General features: G+C 66.8%; 20 protein-coding genes and 6 pseudogenes. 14 read left to right on the top strand and 12 right to left on the bottom strand.

Translation table 11 applies throughout. The features are described 5' to 3' along the window. Positions 1–94 precede the first annotated feature (94 nt). From AB0D93_RS32485 to pqqA, 8 genes and pseudogenes are all read right to left on the bottom strand, one after another. Positions 95–1,639, bottom strand: a complete 1,545-nt coding sequence (locus tag AB0D93_RS32485; RefSeq protein WP_362127375.1) for an MFS transporter — start codon at positions 1,637–1,639, stop codon at positions 95–97. 786 nt (positions 1,640–2,425) lie between these two features. Next, positions 2,426–3,088, bottom strand: coding sequence for a hypothetical protein (locus AB0D93_RS32480; RefSeq protein WP_362127204.1), 663 nt, complete (start codon positions 3,086–3,088; stop codon positions 2,426–2,428). A gap of 193 nt (positions 3,089–3,281) precedes the next feature. Beyond that, positions 3,282–3,748, bottom strand: a pseudogene (locus tag AB0D93_RS32475) (hypothetical protein). Between the two features lie 18 nt (positions 3,749–3,766). Then, entirely contained in the window at positions 3,767–4,918 is a 1,152-nt protein-coding gene (gene pqqE / locus AB0D93_RS32470; protein ID WP_362127201.1) for a pyrroloquinoline quinone biosynthesis protein PqqE, read from the bottom strand. After that, positions 4,915–5,187: a pyrroloquinoline quinone biosynthesis peptide chaperone PqqD gene (gene pqqD, locus AB0D93_RS32465; RefSeq protein WP_362127199.1), complete on the bottom strand. Its 273-nt coding sequence runs from the start codon at positions 5,185–5,187 to the stop codon at positions 4,915–4,917. The genes pqqE and pqqD overlap by 4 nt, the downstream gene beginning before the upstream one ends. Continuing rightward, positions 5,184–5,939 carry a pyrroloquinoline-quinone synthase PqqC gene (gene pqqC, locus AB0D93_RS32460; RefSeq protein ID WP_362127196.1) on the bottom strand — a complete coding sequence of 252 codons (756 nt, stop codon included), beginning with the start codon at positions 5,937–5,939 and terminating at the stop codon, positions 5,184–5,186. The genes pqqD and pqqC overlap by 4 nt, the downstream gene beginning before the upstream one ends. Further along, on the bottom strand, positions 5,936–6,850 hold the full coding sequence (gene pqqB / locus AB0D93_RS32455) for a pyrroloquinoline quinone biosynthesis protein PqqB (protein WP_362127193.1): 915 nt from the start codon (positions 6,848–6,850) through the stop codon (positions 5,936–5,938). The genes pqqC and pqqB overlap by 4 nt, the downstream gene beginning before the upstream one ends. Before the next feature lie 8 nt (positions 6,851–6,858). Further along, positions 6,859–6,999 carry a pyrroloquinoline quinone precursor peptide PqqA gene (gene pqqA, locus AB0D93_RS32450; protein WP_362127190.1) on the bottom strand — a complete coding sequence of 47 codons (141 nt, stop codon included), beginning with the start codon at positions 6,997–6,999 and terminating at the stop codon, positions 6,859–6,861. Positions 7,000–8,072: 1,073 nt separating this feature from the next. Here pqqA and AB0D93_RS32445 point away from each other — a divergent pair. The 3 genes from AB0D93_RS32445 (at position 8,073) to AB0D93_RS32435 (ending at position 9,715) form a co-directional block, all read left to right on the top strand. Further along, positions 8,073–8,537: a tyrosinase family oxidase copper chaperone gene (locus AB0D93_RS32445; protein ID WP_362127187.1), complete on the top strand. Its 465-nt coding sequence runs from the start codon at positions 8,073–8,075 to the stop codon at positions 8,535–8,537. A gap of 34 nt (positions 8,538–8,571) precedes the next feature. Continuing rightward, positions 8,572–9,390 (top strand): tyrosinase family protein, encoded by an 819-nt coding sequence (locus AB0D93_RS32440; RefSeq protein ID WP_362127184.1) that lies wholly within the window; start codon positions 8,572–8,574, stop codon positions 9,388–9,390. Between the two features lie 85 nt (positions 9,391–9,475). Continuing rightward, positions 9,476–9,715, top strand: a complete 240-nt coding sequence (locus AB0D93_RS32435; protein WP_362127181.1) for a hypothetical protein — start codon at positions 9,476–9,478, stop codon at positions 9,713–9,715. Between the two features lie 10 nt (positions 9,716–9,725). On the opposite strand, the gene AB0D93_RS32430 is transcribed toward AB0D93_RS32435, so the two are convergent. Continuing rightward, positions 9,726–9,950, bottom strand: a complete 225-nt coding sequence (locus AB0D93_RS32430; RefSeq protein WP_362127178.1) for a hypothetical protein — start codon at positions 9,948–9,950, stop codon at positions 9,726–9,728. Positions 9,951–10,199: 249 nt separating this feature from the next. On the opposite strand from AB0D93_RS32430, the gene AB0D93_RS32425 reads away from it, so the two are divergent. Further along, entirely contained in the window at positions 10,200–10,367 is a 168-nt protein-coding gene (locus AB0D93_RS32425; RefSeq protein WP_362127386.1) for a hypothetical protein, read from the top strand. Here AB0D93_RS32425 and AB0D93_RS32420 read toward each other — a convergent pair. Next, positions 10,355–11,012 (bottom strand): annotated as a pseudogene (locus tag AB0D93_RS32420) (transposase); the annotation flags it as partial. The gene AB0D93_RS32425 and the pseudogene AB0D93_RS32420 overlap by 13 nt on opposite strands. 179 nt (positions 11,013–11,191) lie before the next feature. Between AB0D93_RS32420 and AB0D93_RS32415 the strand changes: the two are divergent. Next, positions 11,192–11,487: pseudogene (locus AB0D93_RS32415) on the top strand (transposase); the annotation flags it as partial. A gap of 15 nt (positions 11,488–11,502) precedes the next feature. Here AB0D93_RS32415 and AB0D93_RS32410 read toward each other — a convergent pair. After that, positions 11,503–12,393 carry a YncE family protein gene (locus tag AB0D93_RS32410; protein ID WP_362127176.1) on the bottom strand — a complete coding sequence of 297 codons (891 nt, stop codon included), beginning with the start codon at positions 12,391–12,393 and terminating at the stop codon, positions 11,503–11,505. A gap of 611 nt (positions 12,394–13,004) precedes the next feature. On the opposite strand from AB0D93_RS32410, the gene AB0D93_RS32405 reads away from it, so the two are divergent. The 5 genes from AB0D93_RS32405 to AB0D93_RS32385 all read left to right on the top strand — a co-directional run bounded on the left by AB0D93_RS32405 (position 13,005) and on the right by AB0D93_RS32385 (position 19,766). Further along, positions 13,005–13,685 (top strand): hypothetical protein, encoded by a 681-nt coding sequence (locus tag AB0D93_RS32405; protein WP_362127173.1) that lies wholly within the window; start codon positions 13,005–13,007, stop codon positions 13,683–13,685. A gap of 413 nt (positions 13,686–14,098) precedes the next feature. Continuing rightward, entirely contained in the window at positions 14,099–15,478 is a 1,380-nt protein-coding gene (locus AB0D93_RS32400) for a dsDNA nuclease domain-containing protein (protein WP_362127170.1), read from the top strand. Then, complete coding sequence (locus AB0D93_RS32395) at positions 15,475–16,047, top strand: hypothetical protein (protein ID WP_362127167.1); 573 nt, start codon at positions 15,475–15,477, stop codon at positions 16,045–16,047. The genes AB0D93_RS32400 and AB0D93_RS32395 overlap by 4 nt, the downstream gene beginning before the upstream one ends. A gap of 1 nt (position 16,048) precedes the next feature. Next, positions 16,049–17,989: an AAA family ATPase gene (locus AB0D93_RS32390; protein ID WP_362127164.1), complete on the top strand. Its 1,941-nt coding sequence runs from the start codon at positions 16,049–16,051 to the stop codon at positions 17,987–17,989. Between the two features lie 739 nt (positions 17,990–18,728). Beyond that, positions 18,729–19,766 (top strand): YncE family protein, encoded by a 1,038-nt coding sequence (locus AB0D93_RS32385; RefSeq protein WP_362127161.1) that lies wholly within the window; start codon positions 18,729–18,731, stop codon positions 19,764–19,766. 100 nt (positions 19,767–19,866) lie between these two features. Here the strand turns inward: AB0D93_RS32385 and AB0D93_RS32380 are convergent. Further along, positions 19,867–20,009: pseudogene (locus AB0D93_RS32380) on the bottom strand (IS5/IS1182 family transposase); the annotation flags it as partial. Positions 20,010–20,452: 443 nt separating this feature from the next. On the opposite strand from AB0D93_RS32380, the gene AB0D93_RS32375 reads away from it, so the two are divergent. From AB0D93_RS32375 to AB0D93_RS32360, 4 genes and pseudogenes are all read left to right on the top strand, one after another. Further along, entirely contained in the window at positions 20,453–21,322 is an 870-nt protein-coding gene (locus AB0D93_RS32375; RefSeq protein WP_362127158.1) for a hypothetical protein, read from the top strand. A gap of 86 nt (positions 21,323–21,408) precedes the next feature. Further along, a pseudogene (locus AB0D93_RS32370) lies at positions 21,409–21,624 on the top strand (IS21 family transposase); the annotation flags it as partial. Beyond that, positions 21,624–22,439, top strand: coding sequence for an ATP-binding protein (locus AB0D93_RS32365; RefSeq protein ID WP_362127155.1), 816 nt, complete (start codon positions 21,624–21,626; stop codon positions 22,437–22,439). The pseudogene AB0D93_RS32370 and the gene AB0D93_RS32365, both read left to right, overlap by 1 nt. After that, positions 22,411–22,802, top strand: a pseudogene (locus tag AB0D93_RS32360) (hypothetical protein); the annotation flags it as partial. The gene AB0D93_RS32365 and the pseudogene AB0D93_RS32360, both read left to right, overlap by 29 nt.

Here is a 22,802-nt window from a genome sequence, read left to right as displayed (position 1 = left end):
TTCTGAGACGGTTGCACCATTACAGGGGCCATGCCCCGTGTGTGAGCACGCGATGGGTAGGCGGCCGACCACCGCAGAACCGACGTCCAGGAGTTCATCTCTCTTCGTTCTCCCGCGCCTTCGCGACCTGTCCCGTCACCCGCGTCCCTGGGTGCAGCACAGTGCACAGAAACGCCACGCCCAGCGCCACGGCCATCCCGTAGAAGACCCATTGGTTGGCTTTGGCGAAGTCCATGCGGATGGCCTGGATGGCACTGCGCATCGCCGTGGCTGTGGGCCCGTGGCCGGTGGGCTGGTGGTCGTCCGGATGGCCGGTGATCGCCTCTGCGATGGCGCGGGCCCTGCCCTGGGCTTCACCTCCTGGCAGGCCCCTCGCGGTGAGCGTCTGCGCGACCCGGCTGGTCGTGACATGGGTGAGGACGGTACCGAATACCGCCATGCCCACGGCGGCTGCGTAGTTGCGCACCGTCTGGGTGATGCCGGTGACCTCGCCGTACGAGGCGCCGATCGCCCGGTTCACGGCGTCGGTGGAGGCCGGGGAGAACATCAAGCCGATGCCTGCTCCAGCGAGGCAGGCGTAGGGCCACTGGTCGTGGGCCGACAGGTCTGTCAGCTTCCCCGCCCACAGGGTGTATCCCACGCACCCGAGCGCCGTGCCGAGCCTCAGAGCGGGCCGGGCCCCGCGCTTGTCGAGGATTCGGCCACCCCACAGTGCTGCGAGACCGAAGCCGACGAAGAAGTACAGCAGGTAGAACGCGGCCTGGTCGGGCGACGCGCTGAGCGAGATCTGGGCGTACACCGAAGCGAAGAACAGCACCGGGACGAACGCGAGCACCGAGAAGAACAGCACCACAAGGTCGGCCGTGAACGCCCGGTCGCAAAAGACGCGCAGCTTGACGAGCGGCTCGTGGGTGCGCAGTTCGTATAGGCAGAAGACCGCGAGAACAACGAACCCCCCGACGATGCACGCCCAGGTGGCAGGGCTGGACCAGCCCCATGCAGACGCCTGCTGGAATCCCATGACATTCAGCCCCACTCCCGCGGCGACGAGCACGGTGCCCGGCACATCGAGACGTTCGGGCCGCCGGGCATCGGGGATGCGGGCGAGGGCGGTGAGGACGAGCGCGACCATGGCGACGGGAACATTGACCCAGAAGATGGCTCTCCAGCTCCAGGCGGTCAGCCAGCCGCCGAGAAGCGGTCCGACGGCAGTGAGGGCGCCGGCGAGGACGAAGAACAATGCCACCGCCCGGCCCCGTCTATCGACCGGAAAGACGGCGATGACGACGGCGAGGGCAGCGGGGAACAGCAGCGCCGCCCCCAACCCTTGGGTGGCGCGGAAGATGACGAGCCAGCTTTGGGCGAACTCCCCCGTCGGCGCCGAGCCACACAGCGCGGACGAGACAACGAATACGAGCATGCCTGCTACCGCCACGCGGCGGTTGCCGAAGACGTCGGCGAGCCGCCCACCGAGCGCAAAAAATCCGGCGAGCGCGAGCAGATAGACGTTGACCACCCACTGCATTCCAGAAGATGAGAGGCCGAGTTTCTCAATGATGCTCGGTGCAGCGATGCTGACGATCGTCTGGTCGATGAAAACCATCACCACGGCGAAGAGCATGGCTGCGAGGACGAGCATCTGGTTCGGCGCCCTCCCCCACGAGGTGGTTTCCCGCGAGGCCACCGGGTCCAGCCCGTCGTTTCCGCTCGGAGCACCGTCGAAGACGCCCTCGACGGCGCCCCCTCTGCCCTTCACAATCCTCATCCTTTCCGACGTCGAGCCCTTACGCACCCCGGGAGGGGCGTCGGAAAGCCCTGTGCTCAGCGGTGGAGAACGCGCCGCGCCGTGCGCCAATTGCGCGAGGAGAGGTACGGGCGGGTCCGGGGCCTCGCCGTCGGGCGTGACCGGCATGCTGAGGACCGGCCCCACCGCGCAGGGCGGCGATGCATCGGGTTAGTTCCAGTCTGGGGTGGGGCGGTCCGGTCGGTGTCGTGTGGTTGGTGGATCCGGTGGGGGTCTGTTCCGTCCCTCTGTTGTCGGTCGCTCTGGCCTGTGAGGGTCCCGGGCCGAACGGCTGGTGACGGCCGGCACGGCCATCCGCTCCGCTCTTGTCGGCCCGCTCTCCTCGGCCTCCAGGGGGCTCCTTGTGTCGGTGGCAAAAGCTGCACCATCGGCATCGCCCCTGTACCGGGTCACCGCCGTCCACGAGGGATCCGAGCGCCGGCCTGAACTCGTCGCTGGCCTGCCCCGAGCTCATCCGTCTCCTGCAGGCCATCGCGCAGCTGCCCCCACCCGCTGGCGACCGTGATCACGTCCTGCGCCGGATCGCTTGAAGGCGCCATCAGCAAGCCGTCACAAACGCCTGCCACCAGCAACGACACCGCCGCGACAACCGAGCGTGACCAAGAACTAACAGGTGCCGTGTCAGCGGCTGCCGCTTCGGGACGTCCGCCACGCGGTGGAGGCGAGGAATCCCCCGGTGCCGATGAGCCAGAGAAGGCTGGGCCATGCCGAAGCTCGCTCGAACGCCCCTTGCACTTCAAGGTCCACTCTCAGCGCCGCGAGCGCGGTGCCGATGAGGGATGTCACACCGCACGCGATGCCGATCATGCCAAGGTAGGGCCGACTGCGCTGCAGGAGCATGCCTCCCAACAGCACTACGCCGACCGCCCCGCTGATGAAGCACGTTCCGGCGGACAGCAGATGCACAACCGTACGGACGTTGTAGGGATTGAAGCCGGCAGAGACGAGTCCCAGTCCGCTGATGGTCAGTGCACCGAACGCCCGATTTCTGAGACGGCTCGATGGGAAGAACACCATGTTGAGTACCGCACCTGAGGAGAGGGAGAGTCCTCCGAAGATCCAGGCGATGTCGGCGGCTTCGTGCCAGGGAGAGCAGAAGCGCATCCCATGGATGCGATCGCATTGCGTCATGCCGAGCGCGGAGATGAGGTATTCCACAAGATTCTGACTCGAAGCATGAGGAAGCACGATCAAATTATTCACGAAGAATACCTGGATCAATGACAGCCAGAGCAGGCCCCCGACCAAAACTCTCCTCGAATCGGCGACGCTACGTTTGTGCATATGAGTCTGTCCGATCCACGGAGGGGTTCTTGTGTCGGCTGGAATCGGGCCGCAAGTGGCTGCCGGCGGTGACAGTCGGTACAGCATCGACGCGCATATGCCGCCGCGCTTGGAATACGCCCGGTTGTTGAATTTGTCGCGTCAGGGCGATACGAGCGGGTGGCGGCAACATCATAGAGACCAGCACCGACTCCTACCGTCTCACCACAACCCGCACCCAAGCGAGCCGGCATCCGAGCTCTACCTGCTCTATCGAACCGCGCTCATCGACGATCACGGTCGGCTCCGACATGAAAACATCCGAGTCGACGGGGCCGTAAGCGATGTTGAACGTGTCGAGCGGTACGACCAGCCGCGGATTCCCAGGGCACTGGTGAACCGGTAGTTCAACTGCTATCGGACCCACTGCCCGGGAAGTAGCCGAACTGCCGGCGGCCTGCGCGTCCGAGGCGGCAAACCGAAAAATGGTTCAACACGAGCGAGCAGCCGAAGCCGATCACTTTCGTCCCGCAAGCTGACGCCGACCTCACGGAGATTTTTCTGGCTCGGCCGTGGTTCGAAGCCGTCACGCTCGGACATCTGGACGACGTGGGCGAGCCCGGAGGGCACGTGAGGCAACGGGAAGCCCAACGGCGCCGCGTTCCTGCGGGCAGCCGCCACCTGGTGCGGTGGTGGCGGTCATGTGACAGACCCGCTCCTGGGATGCCTCGTCTCGGTCGGTGCGGATACCGCGCCGGGGCGGCGGTAGATGTACGGCGGTGGTTCGGGGCGAATCGTGTCGGCCAGGTCGCGGACGAGGTGGTGGTCGGGGGAGAGTGCGCACGCCGGATCGGTCCGGGTGGCGTCGCCGGTGAGTGCGAATGCCTGGCAGCGGCAGCCACCGAAGTCCTCCTCGCGGCGGGGGCAGCCGCTGCACGGGCCCGTCATCCAGGCGGTGCCGCGGTAACGGCCGAACGCCTCGGACTGCTTCCAGATCCAGGCGAGCGAGTGGTCCCGGACGTTGGGCGGCCGCAGGTCCACCAGGGCGGCGGCGGCCGGGCAGGGCAGGGCCGTGCCGTCGGGCGCGACCGTGAGGGAGACCGCTCCCCATCCGCCCATGCAGGGCTTGGCGACGCCGTCGAAGTAGTCGGGCATGACCCAGACCAGGTCGATCCGCCCGGCGAGCTGCTCCCGCCGGCTTTCGACAATCTCTCGGGCGCGGGCGAGCTGGTCGCGCGTGGGCAGCAGCGCCTCGCGGTTGCGCAGCCCCCAGCCGTAGAACTGCGTGTTGGCCAGCTCGATCCGGTCGACTCCCCAGTGCTCGCCCAGATCGATGAGGAGGTCGATGGCGTCGAGGTTGTCGCGGTGCAGTACGACGTTGAGGCCGAGGGGGAGCCCGGCCCGGCGGACGACGGCTGCGGCCTGCTCCTTCGCGGAGAACGCTGAAGTACGCCCGGCGATGCGGTCGTTGGCGTCCCTTTCGGCGTGCTGGACGGAGAGCTGGACGCTGCGCAGCCCGGCGGCTGCGAGCGCCGCCACCCGGTTCCGGGTAAGGCCGGTTCCGCTGGTGACCAGCTGGGTGTAGATCCCGGCGGCCTCGGCCGCGGCGACGATCTGCTCCAGGTCGTGGCGCAGGAGGGGCTCGCCGCCCGAGAGGTGCGTGTGCACGACGCCCAGCTCACCCGCCTGGCGCAGTACGTCCGTCCACTGGTCGGTGCTCAGTTCCTGTGATCTGCGGGTCAGCTCCAGGGGATTGGAGCAGTAGGGGCAGTGCAGCGGGCAGGCGTGGGTGAGTTCGGCGAGCAGCGCCCACGGGGGTGCGGGGTCGTTGGGGGTCACGGGGTCGGTCATCGGAGCCAGCCCTCCTGTCGTAGGCGTTCGAGAAAGGAGGGCACGTCAGTCGCTACCGGCGCACCGGGGAAGCGCTCGGTCAGCTCGCCGACGATCCCGGGCACGGTACGGCTGCCGTCGCACAGGCCGACGACAGTGCCGGCGTGTCCCTCCAGGACGATCACGCGTTCGGGCAGGACCAGCAGATCCGTGCCGCGTATGTGGTCGTGGCGCAGCGTCAGTGCGGGGGCGAGGGCAGGACGCCAGGGGTTCGTGGGCTGCGGTGTCACATCCGCTCCCGTGCGCCGTCGCGGCCGTTGCGGCCGGGGCCGGTCTGCCCGGCGCACTGTACGGCGTCGAGCAGTGTCCACAGCACGTCGCACTTGAAGGAGAGCGCGGCCAGGGCGCTTTCCTGGTCGGTGCGGGTGCGGGCCCACTCAAGGACGAGTTCCAGTGCCTCGGCGCTGTCGCGGCGGCCTTGGTCGACGCGCGCGCGGAAGTAGGCGAGGCCTTCCGGTTGGATCCAGGAGTAGTGGCGCTCGAACGCCTCGATGCGCAGGCGCATCAGATCGGGAGCCGTCAGCTCGGTGAGCGAGGCGGCGACGGCCTCCAGGGGCGAGCGCAGCCGGCAGAAGTTGACGTAGCCCTCCACCGCCAGCCGGACTCCCGGCACAACAGACTCGCCCGAGCACAGGGTGCGCCGGTCCACGCCGGCCGCCTCGCCGAGCCGCAGCCAGCGCTCGATGCCGCCCTCGCCCTCGCTGCGGCCGTCGTGGTCCTCGACCCGCCGCAGCCACATCCGCCGCAGCCGCGGCGAGTCCAGCTTCGCGATGATCAGCGCGTCCTTGACGGGGATGTGGCGCTGGTAGTGGAAGCGGTTGGTGATCCAGCTGCGTACCTCGTCCGGCTCCAGGTCGCCCGCGTGCATACGCAGGTTGAAGGGATGCTGGTCGTGGTAACGCAGTCGGCCCACCTCCCGCAGGCGGGCCTCGAATTCGGCCGGGCTCCAGGGCTCCACCGAGGGAGCGAGAGTCGTGGTCACAGCTCGATCACCATTCCGTCGTCGGCCACCTCGATGCCCAGCCGGGCGAGCCGTTTGTGCTCCGGCGCGGCGGGGTCGACGAGGCGGTTCGTATTGTTGAGGTGCGTGTAGAGGCAGCGGGCGGACAGCTGGGCGAGGATCCCGGCGGTGCCGCCCGGTCCCTCGATAGGCAGGTGGCCCATGGCGGTGGCGGTGCGCGCAGAAAGGCCGGTGCGGCGGGGTTCGTCCTCGTCCCAGAAGGTGCCGTCCACGATGACGCAGTCGGCGTCGGCCGCGGCCTGGTGCAGCGCGTCGGACCAGGCCGCCACGGCCGGGGCGTACAGAACGGTTTGGCCGGTGGCCCGGTCGTACAGGCGTAGCGCGACGACCCAGCAGTCGTGGGCGGCGGCGCCGGCGGCGTAGCGCGGGCGCTTGTCCGAGACGGGGATGGCGCTGATGTGCACGCCGGGACCAAGTGGACGGTCCGGCGCGTCGCGCAGCGCCTGGCCGCCACGCCGGCCCAGCTCCCGCCAGGTCAGGGCGGTGTAGGGGCCGAGCGCCTCGCTCAGGCGCAAGTGGTCCTCGAGGGCCTGGCGGACCGGGACGGTGGCGAGGATCTCCAGTGCGTCTGCCTCACGCAACCGCCACAGGCCGAGGGTGTGGTCGAGTTCGGCGTCCGTGAGGACGACTCCGGCGATCGGCGTCTGCCGCGGGCCGGGCCCCGGGTGGAGGGCCGGGTGGGCCTCGATCTGATCGCCGACGTCGGGAGTGGCGTTGACGAGGTAGCAGTGGCCGTCGTCGGTATGGACGGCGAGCGAGGCGTGCTTGCGGCGCCGGCTGGGGTGGGCGCGTGCCCCGGAGCATCCGGGGCACGCGCAGTTCCACTGGGGGATGCCGCCGCCGGCCGCGGTGCCGAGCACCTGCACCAGCATGGCAGCGGCTAGCGGGCGGCGCGGGCGTAGGCAGTCACTTCGAGCGCGGTCTCGACGACCACGTACCCGGGAGTCTCCCAGGCGATCTCGCGACTCTCCTGCCCGGCGGTCGCGGCCTGCTGCTCGACGTGCTTGACGGTTTCGTTCATGGCGTGTCTGTTCCTTTCGGCAAGGGCGAGTTCACCCCTCCTAATCCAGGAGGGCAGCTTCACTTGATGGTCACTTCGAGGAGATCCCCCGGACCGGCCATGTCGCCCCGGCTTCTGTTGAGGGGTCTTCGACAGCACGGCACTCGGCATCGTTGTCTCCTTCGAGGTGCGTCGCGACGGCATGGTTCGCCGTGCTCCGCATCGACGGCGGCAATCGATGTCCTGCCGGACCATGGCCGTAGACCATCGTTCGGACGGCTTGCCCAGCGCCCCTCGCTCAGATGCCGGGTGGTCCGGCGTTCGGCCGGCGCAAGTGTCGGGCCGTGGACCCGTTCCGGAGTGAGGGTCGCGGACCGCCGCTTCTGGGGCTGGGCTCTTTCTTTGTTGCTGCTAAGTCTGTCGCCTGCCCCGGCCGGTGTGTGTCGGATGATCGGACGATCAGACGGTGGACCTCGGGCAGCGTGCGGCCGGCACCGCCGCGATGTTTCCAGCTGTGCCAAGCCTCGGTGGCGTCACCGGCCCGGCGCGGCGCAGTGCGGCTGCACATCCTGCACCACGCAGCCGAGGGGTAGATCCACGGCGCGTGGATGGCGGAGGAACTTGCCCGCCACGGCTACCAGATCAGTTCCGGCACCGGCCTTGCTGCAGCCCCTTGCTGCTACAAACGCATCCTCAAACTGACCATGTAGGACACGGCGTAAGAGGGCGTGAACCAAAGCTGGAGCGCCTACCCCGCCTGCCTGAAGGATGCGCTGCATTCAAGCCGAGTTGGCGGAATGGGTACGTCCAGTTGTTGGGCGCACCACGCGGGACTCTTTCAGTCATGGACCCGTCAGGACGCCATTTTTTTCACGCATGCAGCCGCTCCAGCAGAGCACAAAGGAAGATCTCCGTCGTTGAAAAACGCACCTCTGGGCCAGGGTTGTCTCGTTCACAGGCAGGTGTCTCCGTGGTCTCTTCCGATGACATGTACACAACTGCCAGCATGGCGCACCAAACGCCGCGTCCCGTCCTCAGAAATGTTCTTCCACAGGTTGCTGTTGCCTGCAGCGGCCCGACGACAGGAGTTGGCAGTGCAGCGTCTCACTCGCCGCGACATGCTGCGCGGATCCACACTGGCACTCGCTGGTGCGGCTTTCGCCACCCCGGCGGCCATAGCGACGGCAAGCTCTCACACGCAAGAAACCGGCAAGGATCGCGACATGAGCCGGACCACTGACCTCACTGGTCCCGCTGCTGCAACGCCCGAGGCCTTTGATGAAATCTATCTGGGGCGCCACATCAAGGGCTGGCCGGCAACCGGAGGCCCCTCCGGCCGCGACGCCAGGGCTCAGTCGAACCACCGCACGGCAGGTTCGCCAGAGCCCGCGGAGTTCATCGTCCGCATCGACGACGCCGATCTCCATGTCATGCAGGGCGCAGACGGTACGTGGGTCAGCGTCGTCAACCACTACACACGTCAACGCACCCCACGTGAAACCGCTCGCGCTGCCGTACGCGATCTGAAGGGCGCCTCGCTCGTACCCCTCATGGCCTGAGGCCACGCCACGACCACACGCAAGGACGATCACCATGGCAGAACGCAAAAACCAGGCCGACCTGTCGTCCGCCGAGAAGCGCGACTTCGTCGACGCCATCCTCGAACTGAAGCAGCAGGGGCGATACGACGAGTTCGTCACGACCCACAACGCCTTCATCACGAGTGACACCGATGACGCAGACAGGACGGCGCACCGCTGTCCGTCGTTCCTACCCTGGCACCGCCGGTTCCTGCTGCAGTTCGAGCAGGCGCTGCAAAGCATCAACTCCTCCGTCACCCTGCCGTACTGGGACTGGACGGCCGACCAGACGCCGGCCAGTTCACTGTGGGCCGATGACTTTCTCGGCGGCGACGGGCGCACCGAGGACGGGCAGGTCACCTCCGGGCCCTTCGCCTTCGCGGACGGTCGCTGGCCCATGAACGTGCGGGTCGACGGAAGAACCTTCCTGCGGCGTAGCCTGGGCACCGACGTCTCCGATCTACCCAGCCGCGACGAGGTGGATACCGTGCTGGCGATGTCAACCTACGACGCGCCTCCCTGGAACAGCGGCTCCGAGAGCTTCCGCAACTACATCGAGGGCTGGCAGGGCCCGAACCTTCACAACCGGGTCCACGTCTGGGTCGGAGGCCAGATGCTCTCCGGAGCCTCACCAAACGACCCGGTCTTCTGGCTCCACCATTGCTTCATCGACAAACTATGGGCCGACTGGCAAGTCAAGCACCCTTCCTCGGGATACGAGCCGGTCACGGCCCCACCAGGCGTTGTCGGCCTGCACGACACGATGAAGCCGTGGAATGACGTCACCCCGCAAGACATGCTCGACTCCACCAAGTTCTATACATACGTGTGACTTTCCGCAGTACCCACGCCTTCCACGTCAGGTGAGGCGTATGAGAGCATGTGGCCTACCGGCGGGCAACACCGAGCGTCGCCGCATGACACACAAGAAACCCCTCTCCGACGCGTGGATGCACTCCATCTCGGACAGTGAGTTGACCGGCTCGGCGGCGGCGTTGTCGACACACACGCTGCATGCGGCCACCCGCCCCGACCTCAACCTGCGCGGCTTCCGGCCCAGCCCGCCCACAGCCGGCACCCGATGGTGCGGCGAGATCACCTACATCCCCGCCGAAGCGGCCTGGCCCTACTACTGCAACGGTGCTTGCCGTGACTGATGGGTCGTTCCTAGAGATGCAGCGGCCGGTGGGTGGCCATGTCGATCAGCACCGTGCCGTAGTGGCGGCCCTTGCGGAAGGCAAAGTCGTCGACACCAAGCACCTCAACCTCGCCGGTCTCCGGCTCGGGCAGCGCCCGGACCATCCGCACCAGGGTGTCCCTGCCCACGGTGATGCCGACAGCGGCCGCCAGGCGGGCCCCGGCCCGGCCGGCCAGCGCCAATCCGACCTGCACCAACAGCCTGCACAGAAAAGGGGCATAGCGGCCGTGCGGAGTCGTCAGCCCCGCGATCTGCTCGGCTCACGTCACTGCCGTGCAGGCAGGATTCTCACAGCGAAAGCGACGTATGTGTAACTCGATCACGACACCGAGACCGCCCACAGCGGCATCACGCAGCGTACATACCCGCCGTGCACCCGCGACGAGCTATGACCGCAGCGGCAGGCCCCCGTGGTAGACCGCACTCGTGCCCGCAGTACCACCTTGTCCGGCCGTCGCTCGACCTCCTCGATCAGCAGCGCGGACAGGTACGGAAACAACAGCCCGCTCAACCATCCGGATCACAAGATCGTCGACGGAACCAAGATCCGCGACGATGCGGTGGTCAACCGGCCCATCTATGTGGCCCTGGCCGTCACCGGCAGATCGTAGGCGTCGTCGGTGGTGGTCGCGGCCTGCTTCACACCCCAGTCAACCCCGAGCACGCACCCCATGGGGCCGAGAGGTTCGCTCTGCGCGCGGACGACGAAGGACACATACCAACCGGGGCGTGCCCTGGTACACCCGCTCACTCGACGGGTCGGCAGGAAGGTCCCGCGACCACACCACCGTCAGCACGATCTGGCCCGCAAGGTGCAGGCGGCCGTCCTTGAGGCCAAAAACCGCGCTTGGTGTAGTTCAGACTGGGCCGCGCCTGGCGCCTCTTCTTCCAGCGGGGCATCCCGGCCCGGCGGTGCATCGGTAATCGGTCCTTGATGTCCTTCAGCGCCTTCGCTCGGGACTTCGCGAAGTCCCGAATCACCTGCTGCTGCGGCACCGACGCGCCCTCAGCCAGCCACGGCGTCACCCCGCGTGCCTCGGTCAGCATCCTGTCCAACTGCCCCGGACCACAGGTCACCTTCTCACCGGCGCCCGGCTCTGCGCATGCACCTGCCTGGACTTCGCGACGCACTCATTCCAGACCCACCTACAGCACGCCCACTCCGCTTCAAGCGACCGGCGCGCGGTAACCGACAGACGCACACGGAAGGTGTACCGGGCATACCCGATGTCCCTCGTGGTCGCCTCTGTCGTCATGCATCCGAACCTACCCGAGGGGACTGGCAGTTGAGAGTCCTTGATCATTGTGGGCGGCATCACCGCCGTGCGGGATGGAGGCCGGATCGCCCTGACGGCGATCCGGCTGTCCCTGCCCTGCTCCGCAGGAATCCGATTCCTCCCCGGCCTGAAGGCCGGGGCATCCCCGGAGGAACCCGGTGAAGCTGTGGGAGAACGCCTGGGAGGGGTTCACGCCCTTCCTGTGGTTCGACACCGAGATCCGCCGCATCGTCTGCACCACCAACGCGATCGAGTCGGTGAACGCCCGCATCCGCCGGGCAAGGCCCGCGGACACTTCCGCAACGAGCAAGCCGCACTGAAGTGCGTCTACATGGCGATCATGTCCCTCGACCCCACCGGCAAGGGACAGGCCCGCTGGACCATGCGCTGGAAGACCGCACTGAACGCCTTCGAGATCACCTTCGACGGCCGCCTCTCCGCAGCCCGCCAGTAACCCCAACTACCCCAACTACACGGCTCGTTTGACCGACCCTCGCCGGGGGCCGATCGCCACACCGGTCGGGCCGTCGCCGGCCTCGATGGTGTCCATGACCCTGTTGCGGCGGGTGGCGATGACCGACACATGGTCGTCGGCAAAGTCGGTGACGTACACGCGTGCACCGTCGGAGGTGGCGGCGATACCGTTCGGCTCCTTGCCGACGGGCACGGTGTCTACGAGCTCGCCGCGGCGGGTCTCGATCACCGATACGTCGTCACTGACGGTGTTGGCGACGTAGACACGGCGGCCGTCGGGCAACACTGTCACTCCTGCGGGCCCGTCGCCGACCTTGATGGTGTCGACGACCGCGGTTCGTCGCGTGTCGATGACCGATACATCGCCGGAGACGAGGTTGGTGACGTACACCCGGGCGCCGCTCGGTGTGACCGCCAAAGCGGTCGGTCCAGCCCCGACGGGCACGGTGGCGACGACTCTGTTGCGCCGGGTGTCGACGACCCACACCTCGTTCGAGCCGGCGTTGGCGACGTAGAGGGAGCCTTCCGGTAGGACCGCGAGGCCCAGCGGGGCGTGACCGACCTTGATGGTGTCGACGACCCGGTTACGGCAGGCATCGATCACCGTCACGTCGTCGGAGGCGACGTTGGCGACGTAAACACGCCGGCCGTCGGGCGAGACGGTCACTCTGCTCGGTTCGTCACCGACGGGCACAGTGGCCACGACCTCGCCGCGGCGGGTGTCGATCACGGAGAGCGTGTCCGCACCGGAGTCGGTGACATAGACCCGTGAGCCGTCTGGTGTGACTGCGGTGCTGCTCGGTCCGTCACCCACGGGAATCGAATCGATTACGCGGTCCGTGCCGGTGTCTAGCACCGAGACGGTGTCGGAATGGAGTTCGGCCACGTAGGCGAGGGCGTGGGGGCGCGGTCTGCCGGGAACCATCAGCGCGGCGGCCGCCGCGGACGGCTTGCCTGTCCCCACCGGCAGCACGGGCGGCACCAGTCCCGCCAAAAGCGCCGACATCAGCGCCGTGGGCAGTCCGAGAACGGGCATGCATGCCTCCCCTACAGGTGGGCGAGCTGAGAAGGGCGGCACCAGGGCCACCGCATTTGAACCTAGGTCGCCGGAAACCGGCGCCCGCCGCGCGGCACGCATCAACCGTCTGGAGAATCCCCGAAGGGATGTATGCCGGGCCCAGTGGCACCCGCCAAAAGGAACGGCCACCGGCTGATCTTCGAGTTGTCGAAGGCTCGAAGGAGATAAGCACGATGACCGCACCCGACAGTGTGTCCCTGCACGCTCTCGCGGAAGACAACCTCGCCGCGGCGAGTTCCGATCTGCTGCGCGCGATGGTCAAGACATTCGCAGACGCTCTCATGTCCGGCCTCGGAGTCCTAGCCCGGACACCAGGGAACACGTAACCCGCCAGTTCGGAGCCCGTTTCCGGTGATGAGACGCCTCGTTGGACTGTCCGGATGAATGAGGGATTCCATCTGCGAGGACCTCTCTGGCCAGTGAAGTGGTCCAAGCGACGCACCATCGCCGAGGAGCACCATTGGCGAGCCCGTGTCGCCGGCCTGCCCGCCCAGCCCTCAGGGGCCTCGCGCTGGCAGATCAGCCCCTACCACAGCGATCCGGCACGTGCACCCGCCCCAGAAGATGTCAGCGCCGTCTACCGACAACTACGCAAGGCTTTCGAAGACGCCAAGAACGAGCCGGGAGCAGCCGACTTCTACTACGGCGAAATGGAGATGCGTCGCCACAGCCGTCACGCCACCCCACCCGGCGAACGTGGCCTGCTGCATGCCTACTGGTTCTTGTCCGGCTATGGCCTGCGCGCCTCCCGTGCCGCGGGATGGCTCATCGCCGCCATGATCACCACCGTTCTGCTGCTCATGGGACTCGGCCTCCCCCAGAACTCCCCCAGGCAGCAGGCGACCGGGGTCGTGCCCGCGCATGGCGGCCGCGTCACCTTCACCATGGACAAGGACGACCCGCCAAACCCCACGCATGACCGGTTCACCGGCAAGCGCTTCGAGAAAGCACTCAACGTAACCCTCAACAGCGTGATCTTCCGTTCCAGCGGCCAAGACCTCACCACGGCCGGCACCTACATCGAGATGACCTCGCGCCTTCTCGAACCCGCTCTCCTGGCCCTTGCGGTCCTCGCCGTGCGCGGGCGCATCAAGCGCTGAGGGGCAGGTAGCTGGAAGCGACCGATGTGCCCCGGCGGACGGCGCCTGCCGCTGGGGCACGATCTGCTTGTCGCCACCTGCACCGGACTTTCTGGCGAGCAGCACCGCCACCGCCCGGGCGTGGTTGGCCATGGCGCGCAGATTGTGAGGCGGAAGGGTGCTCCTCTCCAGCGGACAAGACCTGACGGCTGCGGGTACCTGCATCGAGATGGCCTGACGCCTCCTCCGACCCGCCTTCCTCGCCCTCGTGGTCTCGCGGTGCGGGGACGGACTAGGCGCTGATCAGAAATCGTTTCGCGACGGACCGTTACGTGTTGGTGCTGCAGTGTGATACGGGTAGAGATCTTTGGCGATCCGCTGCCGTGGCGGAACTGGCGGAGCGCTGTCATGCAGGGCCGGAGCGGGGGACGTCGATGGTCGATGCGGAGGGCATGGGTGCAGGGGCGGAGCGCGTCGAGACTGCCACGGACCTGAGAGGTCCGAACGGTTCGGGGCATCCGATCTTCGGTCTATCCCCAGGCGAAGACAGTGGCTCGGACACGTTGGCCCGCTACCGGTATCAGGCGGAAGTGGCTACACGAGACTGTCTGGCCATGCTCACGGAGAACGCAATCGAGTTCGTCGTCTGCGAGTGGCACGAGGACTTCGTCGTGGCATTCACCGACGGGGCGGTCGAGCTGGTCTCGGTCAAGCACCGGGAAGAGAACCAGGGCACCTGGTCGCTTCCGCAGTTGTGCAAGGACGGCGGCCTAACGCACCTATTCGACCGCTGGTGTGCTTGTGAGTGCGCCACAAATGTCCGTCTCCGCCTGGCGACGAACGCGGCCTTGAACCCCGCCAAGGGCAACGCCGGTACGCTGGCTCGGATGTGCGGCCCGGAGCCGGAGGTCACGGACGGGCTGAACGACATGGCGGACACGATCGCCCGGCAGATGCTCAAGGTCCGCTGGAAGCAGCCTTACCCCAACGTCCCGGTCACTCCTGAGGTGCGCAAACTTGCCGACATCCAAGTGCCGGCGGGGTTCGTGGAGAAGATCATTCGTTTCCTCGCGGTCCTGGAGATTTCCTGTGACCCTCCTCAGCGCGAGCACATCACCGACGTCAACATCCAGAGTCTTCTGGGACGAGCTGTCGAGCAACTTCAGCTGGTGCACGTCGACCTTGAGGCGACCTACCGGGCCATCGTGAACCGGATTGAACAGGCCAACCGCGACGAGAGCGACCGCGGCCAGCTCGCCGCCTACATAGCCGACCCGAGCCGTGTCCGCTACAGCACGCAGATGCAGCAGCGCATCAGCCGGCGCAGACTCACCCGTGAGATCGTCCGCCGCGAATTCGTGTTCACGTCGGTCCAGCTGCCAACGTTCCCACGCGGTCGGGCGCCCGTGGTGGCGCCAGGAGGCGTCAAGCTCAACCGCAAGCTTCGCCGGGGCCTGGTGCCCTCGGACGAGGCGGCGTTCGCTGAAAGGCTCCGCTCCGCGTGGTACACGACCTGGTCTGAGCGGCGCTCCGGTCTGGCAGGGGACGACACTGACCTGCTGAACCTGTCCATGGACGTCCTGGAGACCGCCTTTGAGTGCCGTCGCCATGCGCGGGCAGCCGTCGCTGACGGCAGCACGTTCGGCGCCAAGATGAACGACCTGCTCGCCGAGCGGCTCACGGTCGATACGCTGTCCACGCCGCCCCCGTTCCTGCTCAACAACATGCACGTGCGGGGACTGGCCTACCAGCTGTGCGACGAGTGCCACTTCTACTTCTCCGAGCCCTTCGACGCGGACGAGGAAGCGTCATGACCCCCGGCGCCGACTTCGAAGCGGCCGCCACCCGGATGCGGACACAGCGGCGGCAGGCCGAACAGCGCGAGGTCCACTACCACGAGGCGCGGATCCTCTTGCTCATCTCTCAGTTCACCACCGCCAAGGGCGGCCTTACCGGGCTCACCAAGGTCGCCAAACTCGACTTCCTGCTGCGGTACCCGGCCATGCTGGAACGCCTGCTACCCGCCGGGCAGGCGTCGTGGCCGGCAGGAACCGCCCCGACGCCGCCGGAGCGCCTCGCCGTGGAAAGCCGCATGACTCGCTACAAGTACGGGCCCTGGGACCAGCGGTACTACAGCATCCTCAGCTCCCTCGCCGCCCGCGCCCTGATCACCTACGGCGACAGCGCCAGAGCCGAATTCCGCGTCACCGAACAGGGCGCCGCCGCGGCGGCCTCCCTCGCCGCCACACCGGAATGGGCCGTCGTCGCCAGCCGGATCAAGCTGCTCAAGAGGCATTTCAACAAATCAGGATCGGCCTTGAAGAACCTCATCTACGACCGTCTGCCCGACGCGGTCGACCGGCCCTGGCGGACGGAGATCTGACATGGCCGTCCACCTGCGCATCGTCTCACTGACGGTCATGACAGCCGAGACGGAACAGACCTACCGCTTCGACCGGCCGGCCACCGTGATCACCGGCCCCATCGGCACCGGCAAGTCCAGTCTGCTGATGCTCTTCAAGCACGCCCTCGGCGGCAAGGCCATGCTCACTCCAGCGGTCCGCGACAACGTACTGTCCGTCCAGGCCGAGGTTGTGGCCGGCGACGAACGCGTCGTCCTCAGACGAACCATCGAGGGAGACACCGCCGACACCGTAGATCTCCTCGACCCTCACTCCCTCGCGTTGGAGCGCACCTTGCCCCTGCGGGCGACCGAGGAAGGTGGCTCAACGCTCTCGGACTATCTGCTCGACGCTCTCGGCTTCCCCCGCGAACAGGTCGCCGCACGGCGCGATGGAGCAGCGCGGCCTCAGAACCTCACCTTCAACGACCTATACGCCTACATCTACCTGCAGGCGCGCGAGATCGACCGCCAGGTCGTCGGCCACTTGGACTCCTGGTTCGAGCCCAAGCGCAAAGAGCTCTTCCGGTTGATGTTCGCGCTCACCGACAGCGCGCTGTTGGAGCTCAAGCGCACTGCGAACGAGCTCACCGACAGGCTCAAGGCCAGAACCGCTGAGCACGATAACGTCAGCCAGTTCCTGGCGGCCTCCGACCCCCGCAGTGACGACGAACTGCGGGCCGAACTCACTCAGCTTCGTGACACCCTCGAACGGGCCCAGGCCGCTCTGGCCAGTCTCCGCACCGAACTCGAGGAACAGACCGCTGCCGACACAGCATTGCGTGACGAGCTGCAGACCGCCATCCGGGCCGCTCGGCAGGCCGAGGAAGAAGTCTCAGCGGCCGCTGACCTCGTGGAGGCGCGACGAGCCGTAGTCGCTCAGGTCCAGCTCGACCTCTCCCGCCTCGACAGGTCAGCCACGGCCATCGATCAGCTTTCCCCCTTCGAATTCGTCGTCTGCCCGCGCTGCATGCAGTCCCTGACCGCCCGCCCCGTCGAAGATGGCCACTGCCTCGTCTGCCTCCAGCTTGACCCCGTCGAGGCAGACATCGACCCGGCCGCCATCGAAGCGACACGCACAGCCCTCCAACAGCAGCTCGAGGACGCACAGCGCATCCAGCAGTCAGACGAGACACACTTCCAGACCACTCAGCAGCGAGCGCAGCAACTCAGCTTCGCCGTCACCAGCCTGCGCCGTCAGCTCGACGCCCAGACCCGCGACGTGGTCGCGCCGCGCTTCGACGCCATCGCCGATGCCAGCTCCCGCGTCGCCGCGCTCAAAGCCAGCATCGATGCCATCACCCAGCTGCGGGAATCCTGGGCCCGAGTGCGCGCCATCGACAAGGACATCCGCGACATCAAGGCCGAGCGCCGGCAGGTCAACAAGGACATCAAGGAAAAATCCCGGCAGCTCGCAGCCCGCCAGACACTGCTGGCAGACCTCAGCACCGAATTCGGACAACTGCTCACCAGCTGGAACCTTCCCTGGGTCAACACGGCCGTCATCGACAGCGACACCTACCTGCCCGTGGTCGACGGGCAGCCCTTCGAGAGCCTGCAGGCCTCCGGCGGAGGCATTGCCACCTCCATCAACCTTGCCTACAGCCTCACCCTTCTCACCTTCGGACTCGATCACGCCGACGTGCTCGTCCCATCCCTCCTCGTGATCGACTCGCCGCGCAAGGCCTTCGGGAACAACGCCTCCGACCGCCAACGCGCGACCGAGATCTACAGCCGGTTCAGGACGCTCGCGGACGCTTACGGCGAACGCCTCCAACTGATCATCGCCGATAACGATCCTCCGCCGATCACCAGTGAGTCTTTCGGCAAGGTGGAGTTCGACTACGAGCACCCGATGGTGCCCGGCGTCGCCCACCCGGGCCCCGAACACGTCACCCGCATCGAAAACCAGGCGGAAAGTTGACCTCCCGCTGGGTCCTGGTTGCACAACGCTCCCCCGCCTCACAGGGCGCCCAGCACCTTAGGCGTTGCGGATGGTACTTCGGAGGGCTTGGTCGACCTGGCGGTCGCCGGCGAGCCCGTGGAGGTGACGAGCTCCGGCGAGTTGGGCGCGCAGCGTGCCGTACGCCTGCGGTCGGCGACGGATGAGACCTCGCGCGCCCAACTGACATTGAGCCGATTCGGCATCACCTTCGCGAGTGTCGATGGGTCTTGCTACCCCTATTGTGGTGGGGAAGCGGTGGTCGGCAGGTAAAGCCTGCCTCGGCACATGGCGATCGGGCAGCTGCCGTGGCAATCAGCGCCTGCGTACCCGTTACGACATCTACGAGGGCGTGGACGTCATCCATCACGATCGCATGCGAAGACACAGCGTTACCGGCGATTACGGAACAGACCGTTCGTTTGACACGCCCGAAGGCTTCCGCGACGGCAGGCCGTTCGGGGTATGCGGCCCGCCCGTACGGACCTATCTCATTCGCTTTTCTGCAGGAATGGGCAGGTCTCGGAATAACGTCCACCAGTAATGATGATCAGCTCTGCGTGATCTCGGACGTCCCTGGCAGGATGCCGCCTTCACCCGGAGCACGGACGCACTTCGCGGTGCGTGGCAGGAGGTTGTGATGTCGAGCACGGTGGCGAGGGAGCCCAGGCAAGGATGCGCGGGGCGAAGTCGCGGGGGCGGGGGCGCATGGTGGAGGTTGTTGCGCGGCTGGGTGGCGGGGCTGCTGGTCCTGTCCGGAGTGGTGGTGCCGCTGTTCAGCTCCATGCCCGCTGCTGCGCAGGCGGAGCGATCCCGCGCCTACGTGACCAACTTCGGCGCGGACACCGTCTCGGTGGTCGACACCGCCACCGACAAAGTCATTGGCCAACCGATCCGCGTGGGTGACGCGCCCGTCGGTGTGGCGGTCAGCCCCAACGGCACGCGTGTCTACGTCGCCAACTCCCGCTCGAACAACGTGTCAGTGATCAACACCGCCACCAACACCGTGATCGCCACCGTGCCCGTCGGCAGTTCCCCGGCCGGTGTGGCGGTCAGTCCGGACAACTCCCGTGTCTATGTGGCCAACTCCGACTCGAACAATGTGTCGGTGATCAATACCGCCACCAACACCGTGACCGGCACACCCATCCCCGTCGGCCCATCCCCCAAGAACCTGGTGGTCAGTCCGGACAACTCCCGTGTCTACGTTGCCAACTCCGGCTCGGACACCGTGTCAGTGATCAACACCAACACCACCGTCCTCAGCCCCATCAAGGTCGGCCGCAACCCCTGGGACGTGGCAACCGTGACCGACCAATTCGGCGACACCCTCCTCTACGTCACCAACTCGGGCTCGAACAACGTGTCGGTGATCGACCCCGCGCAAGGACAAACCATCACCACCATCAACGTCGGCAGCCAGCCCCATGATCTGGCGGTCAGCCCGGACAACTCTCTTATCTATGTGACCAATTTCGCCGATGGCACCGTTTCGGAGTTCCCAGCCTTTGGCCCCGTCAGTCCCCCTGCCGTCTTCCGCGTGGGCCACCATCCTCAAGGAGTGGCGGTCAGCCCGGCCAACCGCCACATCTACGTCGCCAACACCGGCTCGAACACCGTGTCGGTGATCACCAACAACCCCACTTCGCCCGCCCTCGTCAACGACGTCCCCGGCTTCACAGAGCCCGTCGGCGTGGCGACCGGCATCATCCCGCAGCAGCTGCCTGGCCCGTCGCCTTGTCGGTGCGGTGCCCAGTGATGCGGGCGACCTGGCGGGCAGCACGACGCGGGTCTCACTGCCGCCGTGGCCCCAGGTGCGGTCGTAGTAATTCGCACGATCCTTGTCCCAGGGCAGGCGACACGAGCGGCTCGAGTGCCTGGCTGTCCTGCAGGTTCACCTCAGAGATCCCGATCGGGAGGGTGAACCCGTCCGCTCGGTGATCAAGTGGATCTTCGAGCCCTTCTTGCCCCGGTCGACAGGATTCGCACCTGTCATGTCCCCCCCCCCCCCCTTCGGGGCCCACGGAACGAGGACGTGGCCCACGACAAGTTCGGCGACTGGATCGGTCTGTGCGGGGGCGCCATGCCCGGCGCCCGGGGCATCCCGGAAAAGACCGTCCACCTCCACCCGCACACGCCTACACTCCCCACTCCCAGACCCTTGACCAGCGGAAATGGAGAAATATTGCTGGAGTACTAGTGACTGGCGATCCCGGCGGTGGGCCATCCAGCCGTCGCCGACGAGCACCCCGTCGGGCTCGGCCCGGACGATGAGTATTAGCCCTGGATTAGCCCACACCGGTGGTCGTCGGGGTGCGTTCGTGGTGGGGGCGCGGTGCCCCGGTTGCCCGATGGGGTCCCTCGGGCACCGATCCCTCACGCCAAACGGCCGAAAGCGGTCCGGCGGGTTTGGCCCACTGCCCACCGACAGACAGGAGACTAGCCATGCCCCGACGACGAGCGCACCGAGCCGGGTGGCGCCGGCCGGCGTCGGCCGTGACGGTGGCCATCACGGCTGCCGCCGCCGGCCTGACGGCAGCATCCCCCGCCTCGGCCCTGACCACCGTGAACTGCGCGACCCAGAACCTGCAGAGCGCAATCAACAGCGCGTCGGCGGGGGCCACCCTCCTGGTCAGGGGAACCTGCGTCGGCACTTTCACGATCGGCAAGAGCCTCAGCCTCGTCGGCTCCTCCGGCGCGACCCTGAACGGCAACAGCGCGGGCCGGACCCTGACGGTCAACGGACCGGCATCGGTGAGAGTGGCGCTCACCTCCCTGACCCTCACCGGCGGTCTAGCAGGTGACGGCAACGGCGGCGGTCTGTTGAACAACGGCGCCACGGTGACGCTCAGCTTCACCACCGTGCACAACAACTCCGCGGGCGGTGGCGATGGCGGGGGCATCGCCAGCAGCGGCATCACCACCCTGCACAGCTCCACGGTGGTCAACAACTCCGCGGGCGGGGACGGCGGGGGTATCGCTAGCGGCGGCATCACCAGGCTGAACAGCTCCATGGTGCTCAACAACTCAGCGGGCGGGGACGGCGGGGGTATGTCCCACGTCGGCCGCGGCCTGCTGACGGTGAACGCGAGCACCGTGCGCGGCAACCGCGCATTCGTCCGGGGCGGCGGCATGTATGTCGCCGGGAACGCGCAGGTGCTGAACTCGACGATCACAGGGAACATCGCGAACTCGACGGGCGGCGGGATCTACAACTCCAGCAACCTCCTGGTGCTCTTGGGTAACTCGGTCACCGGCAACATGCCGAACAACTGCACCTCGACCACGCCCCTGCCGGGCTGCGACCCCGGCTGAAGCGCCGCTGTCGGGCGCGGCGCGATCGGCCCCCGCCCGGCATCCGCCAAGAAGATCCACACCCACCTGCTGGGCCAGTTCGTCGTGCCGCCTGCGCCAAGGCCCTCGCGGTCGGCGACCCCTCCTACCGCACCATCAGGGGCATCCTGATCGCCGGCACCGAGACCGACTCCGAGCCGGAGATCGGCGACGCCGGCGCCGCGGCCTTCCTGCACGGGCCTCAGGGGCTGTTCGCCACCGTCGAGACCCCCGGCACGGCGGACGGCGACCACGCTGACCAGGGCCAGGGCAGTGTTGCGTGATGAGCGTGATGGACACCGCCCTGCGCGAATCACTCAAGGCCCTGCGACTGTCCGGGATGCTCGAGACCCTCGACGCCCGCCTCCTGCAAGCCCACGGCGGCGAACTCGGGCACCTGGACTTCCTGCAGGTCCTCTGCCAAAACGAGATCACCCGCCGCGAGACCGTCGCCTTCCAACGACGTCTGAAACGAGCGAAGTTCGAGCAGCAGGCCACCCTCGAAGGGGTTCGACTTCACCGCCTCCTCGAAACTGCCCGCCGCCCAGATCCGCGACCTGGGCGCCCTGCGCTGGCTGCACGCCGGCGAGTCCGTCATCCTCTTCGGTGCCCATTACCTGCTCATGGTGAATCTCAGCCAGCCCGTCCGCGACCTTTTCCGGGCAGAGCCCGCCTTTTGTGCCATAGTCGCCCCGGCAAACCCGGCGATGATCACGGGCATTGCACCCGAAGACATCCACATCATGTCCATGACCAGAATTCACGCGGATCCAGGCTGAATGCCTATGGCGCAGCTGTCAAAAGTTTTTACACAGCAGATCTGCTTCCGATTTTAGCCGTCGTTTATGTCAGCCTCATGCCCATCTCAGGGCGACTGGCACCTTCAAGTCGCACCGGCGAAACGTCACTCGCCCACGTCCACCGTCGAATGGGAGGGACCGCACATGTCAAAAAATCGGGCGTGGAAGCGGGCCGGACACACACTGCCCCTGCTCACTGCCTCGTTCGCGATGGTGGTAGGGCTGGCGACATCGTCATCGGCGGAGACGTCGCCCACCACAGCCGAAATCATGGCCGACTGCAATTCGGGCCTGGCTAAGTGCACCTTCGGAGACGGAAGTCCCGTCATGGGCGAGAGCCCGGGCGGCGACCTCACAGAAACGACCTACCTCGGTGAGAGGAAGCCAGTCTCAAAGGTGATGCCCAACTGCACCACAAGTGCTCAGAGGGGGCAGGTGGCCTGGACCCAAACCACAGGCGTAACTGACACCTTCGGCGTCTCGTTCACAACAGAGGTTGGGTTCGGCGACATCAAGGTCGCGATCGAGACAAAGTACGAACACTCGTGGCTGCAGCAAGCATCATATAGCGAGAACTACAATTATGACGTGCCGCCCGGCTATTTTGGCTGGGTTGAACGCGCCCAATTGATGGCTGCCTACACGGGAAAGTGGCGAACCCA

Source organism: Streptomyces sp. NPDC048191 (assembly GCF_040652655.1).
GTDB lineage: Bacteria > Actinomycetota > Actinomycetes > Streptomycetales > Streptomycetaceae > Streptomyces.
This window is presented reverse-complemented; position numbering and strand designations above follow the sequence as displayed.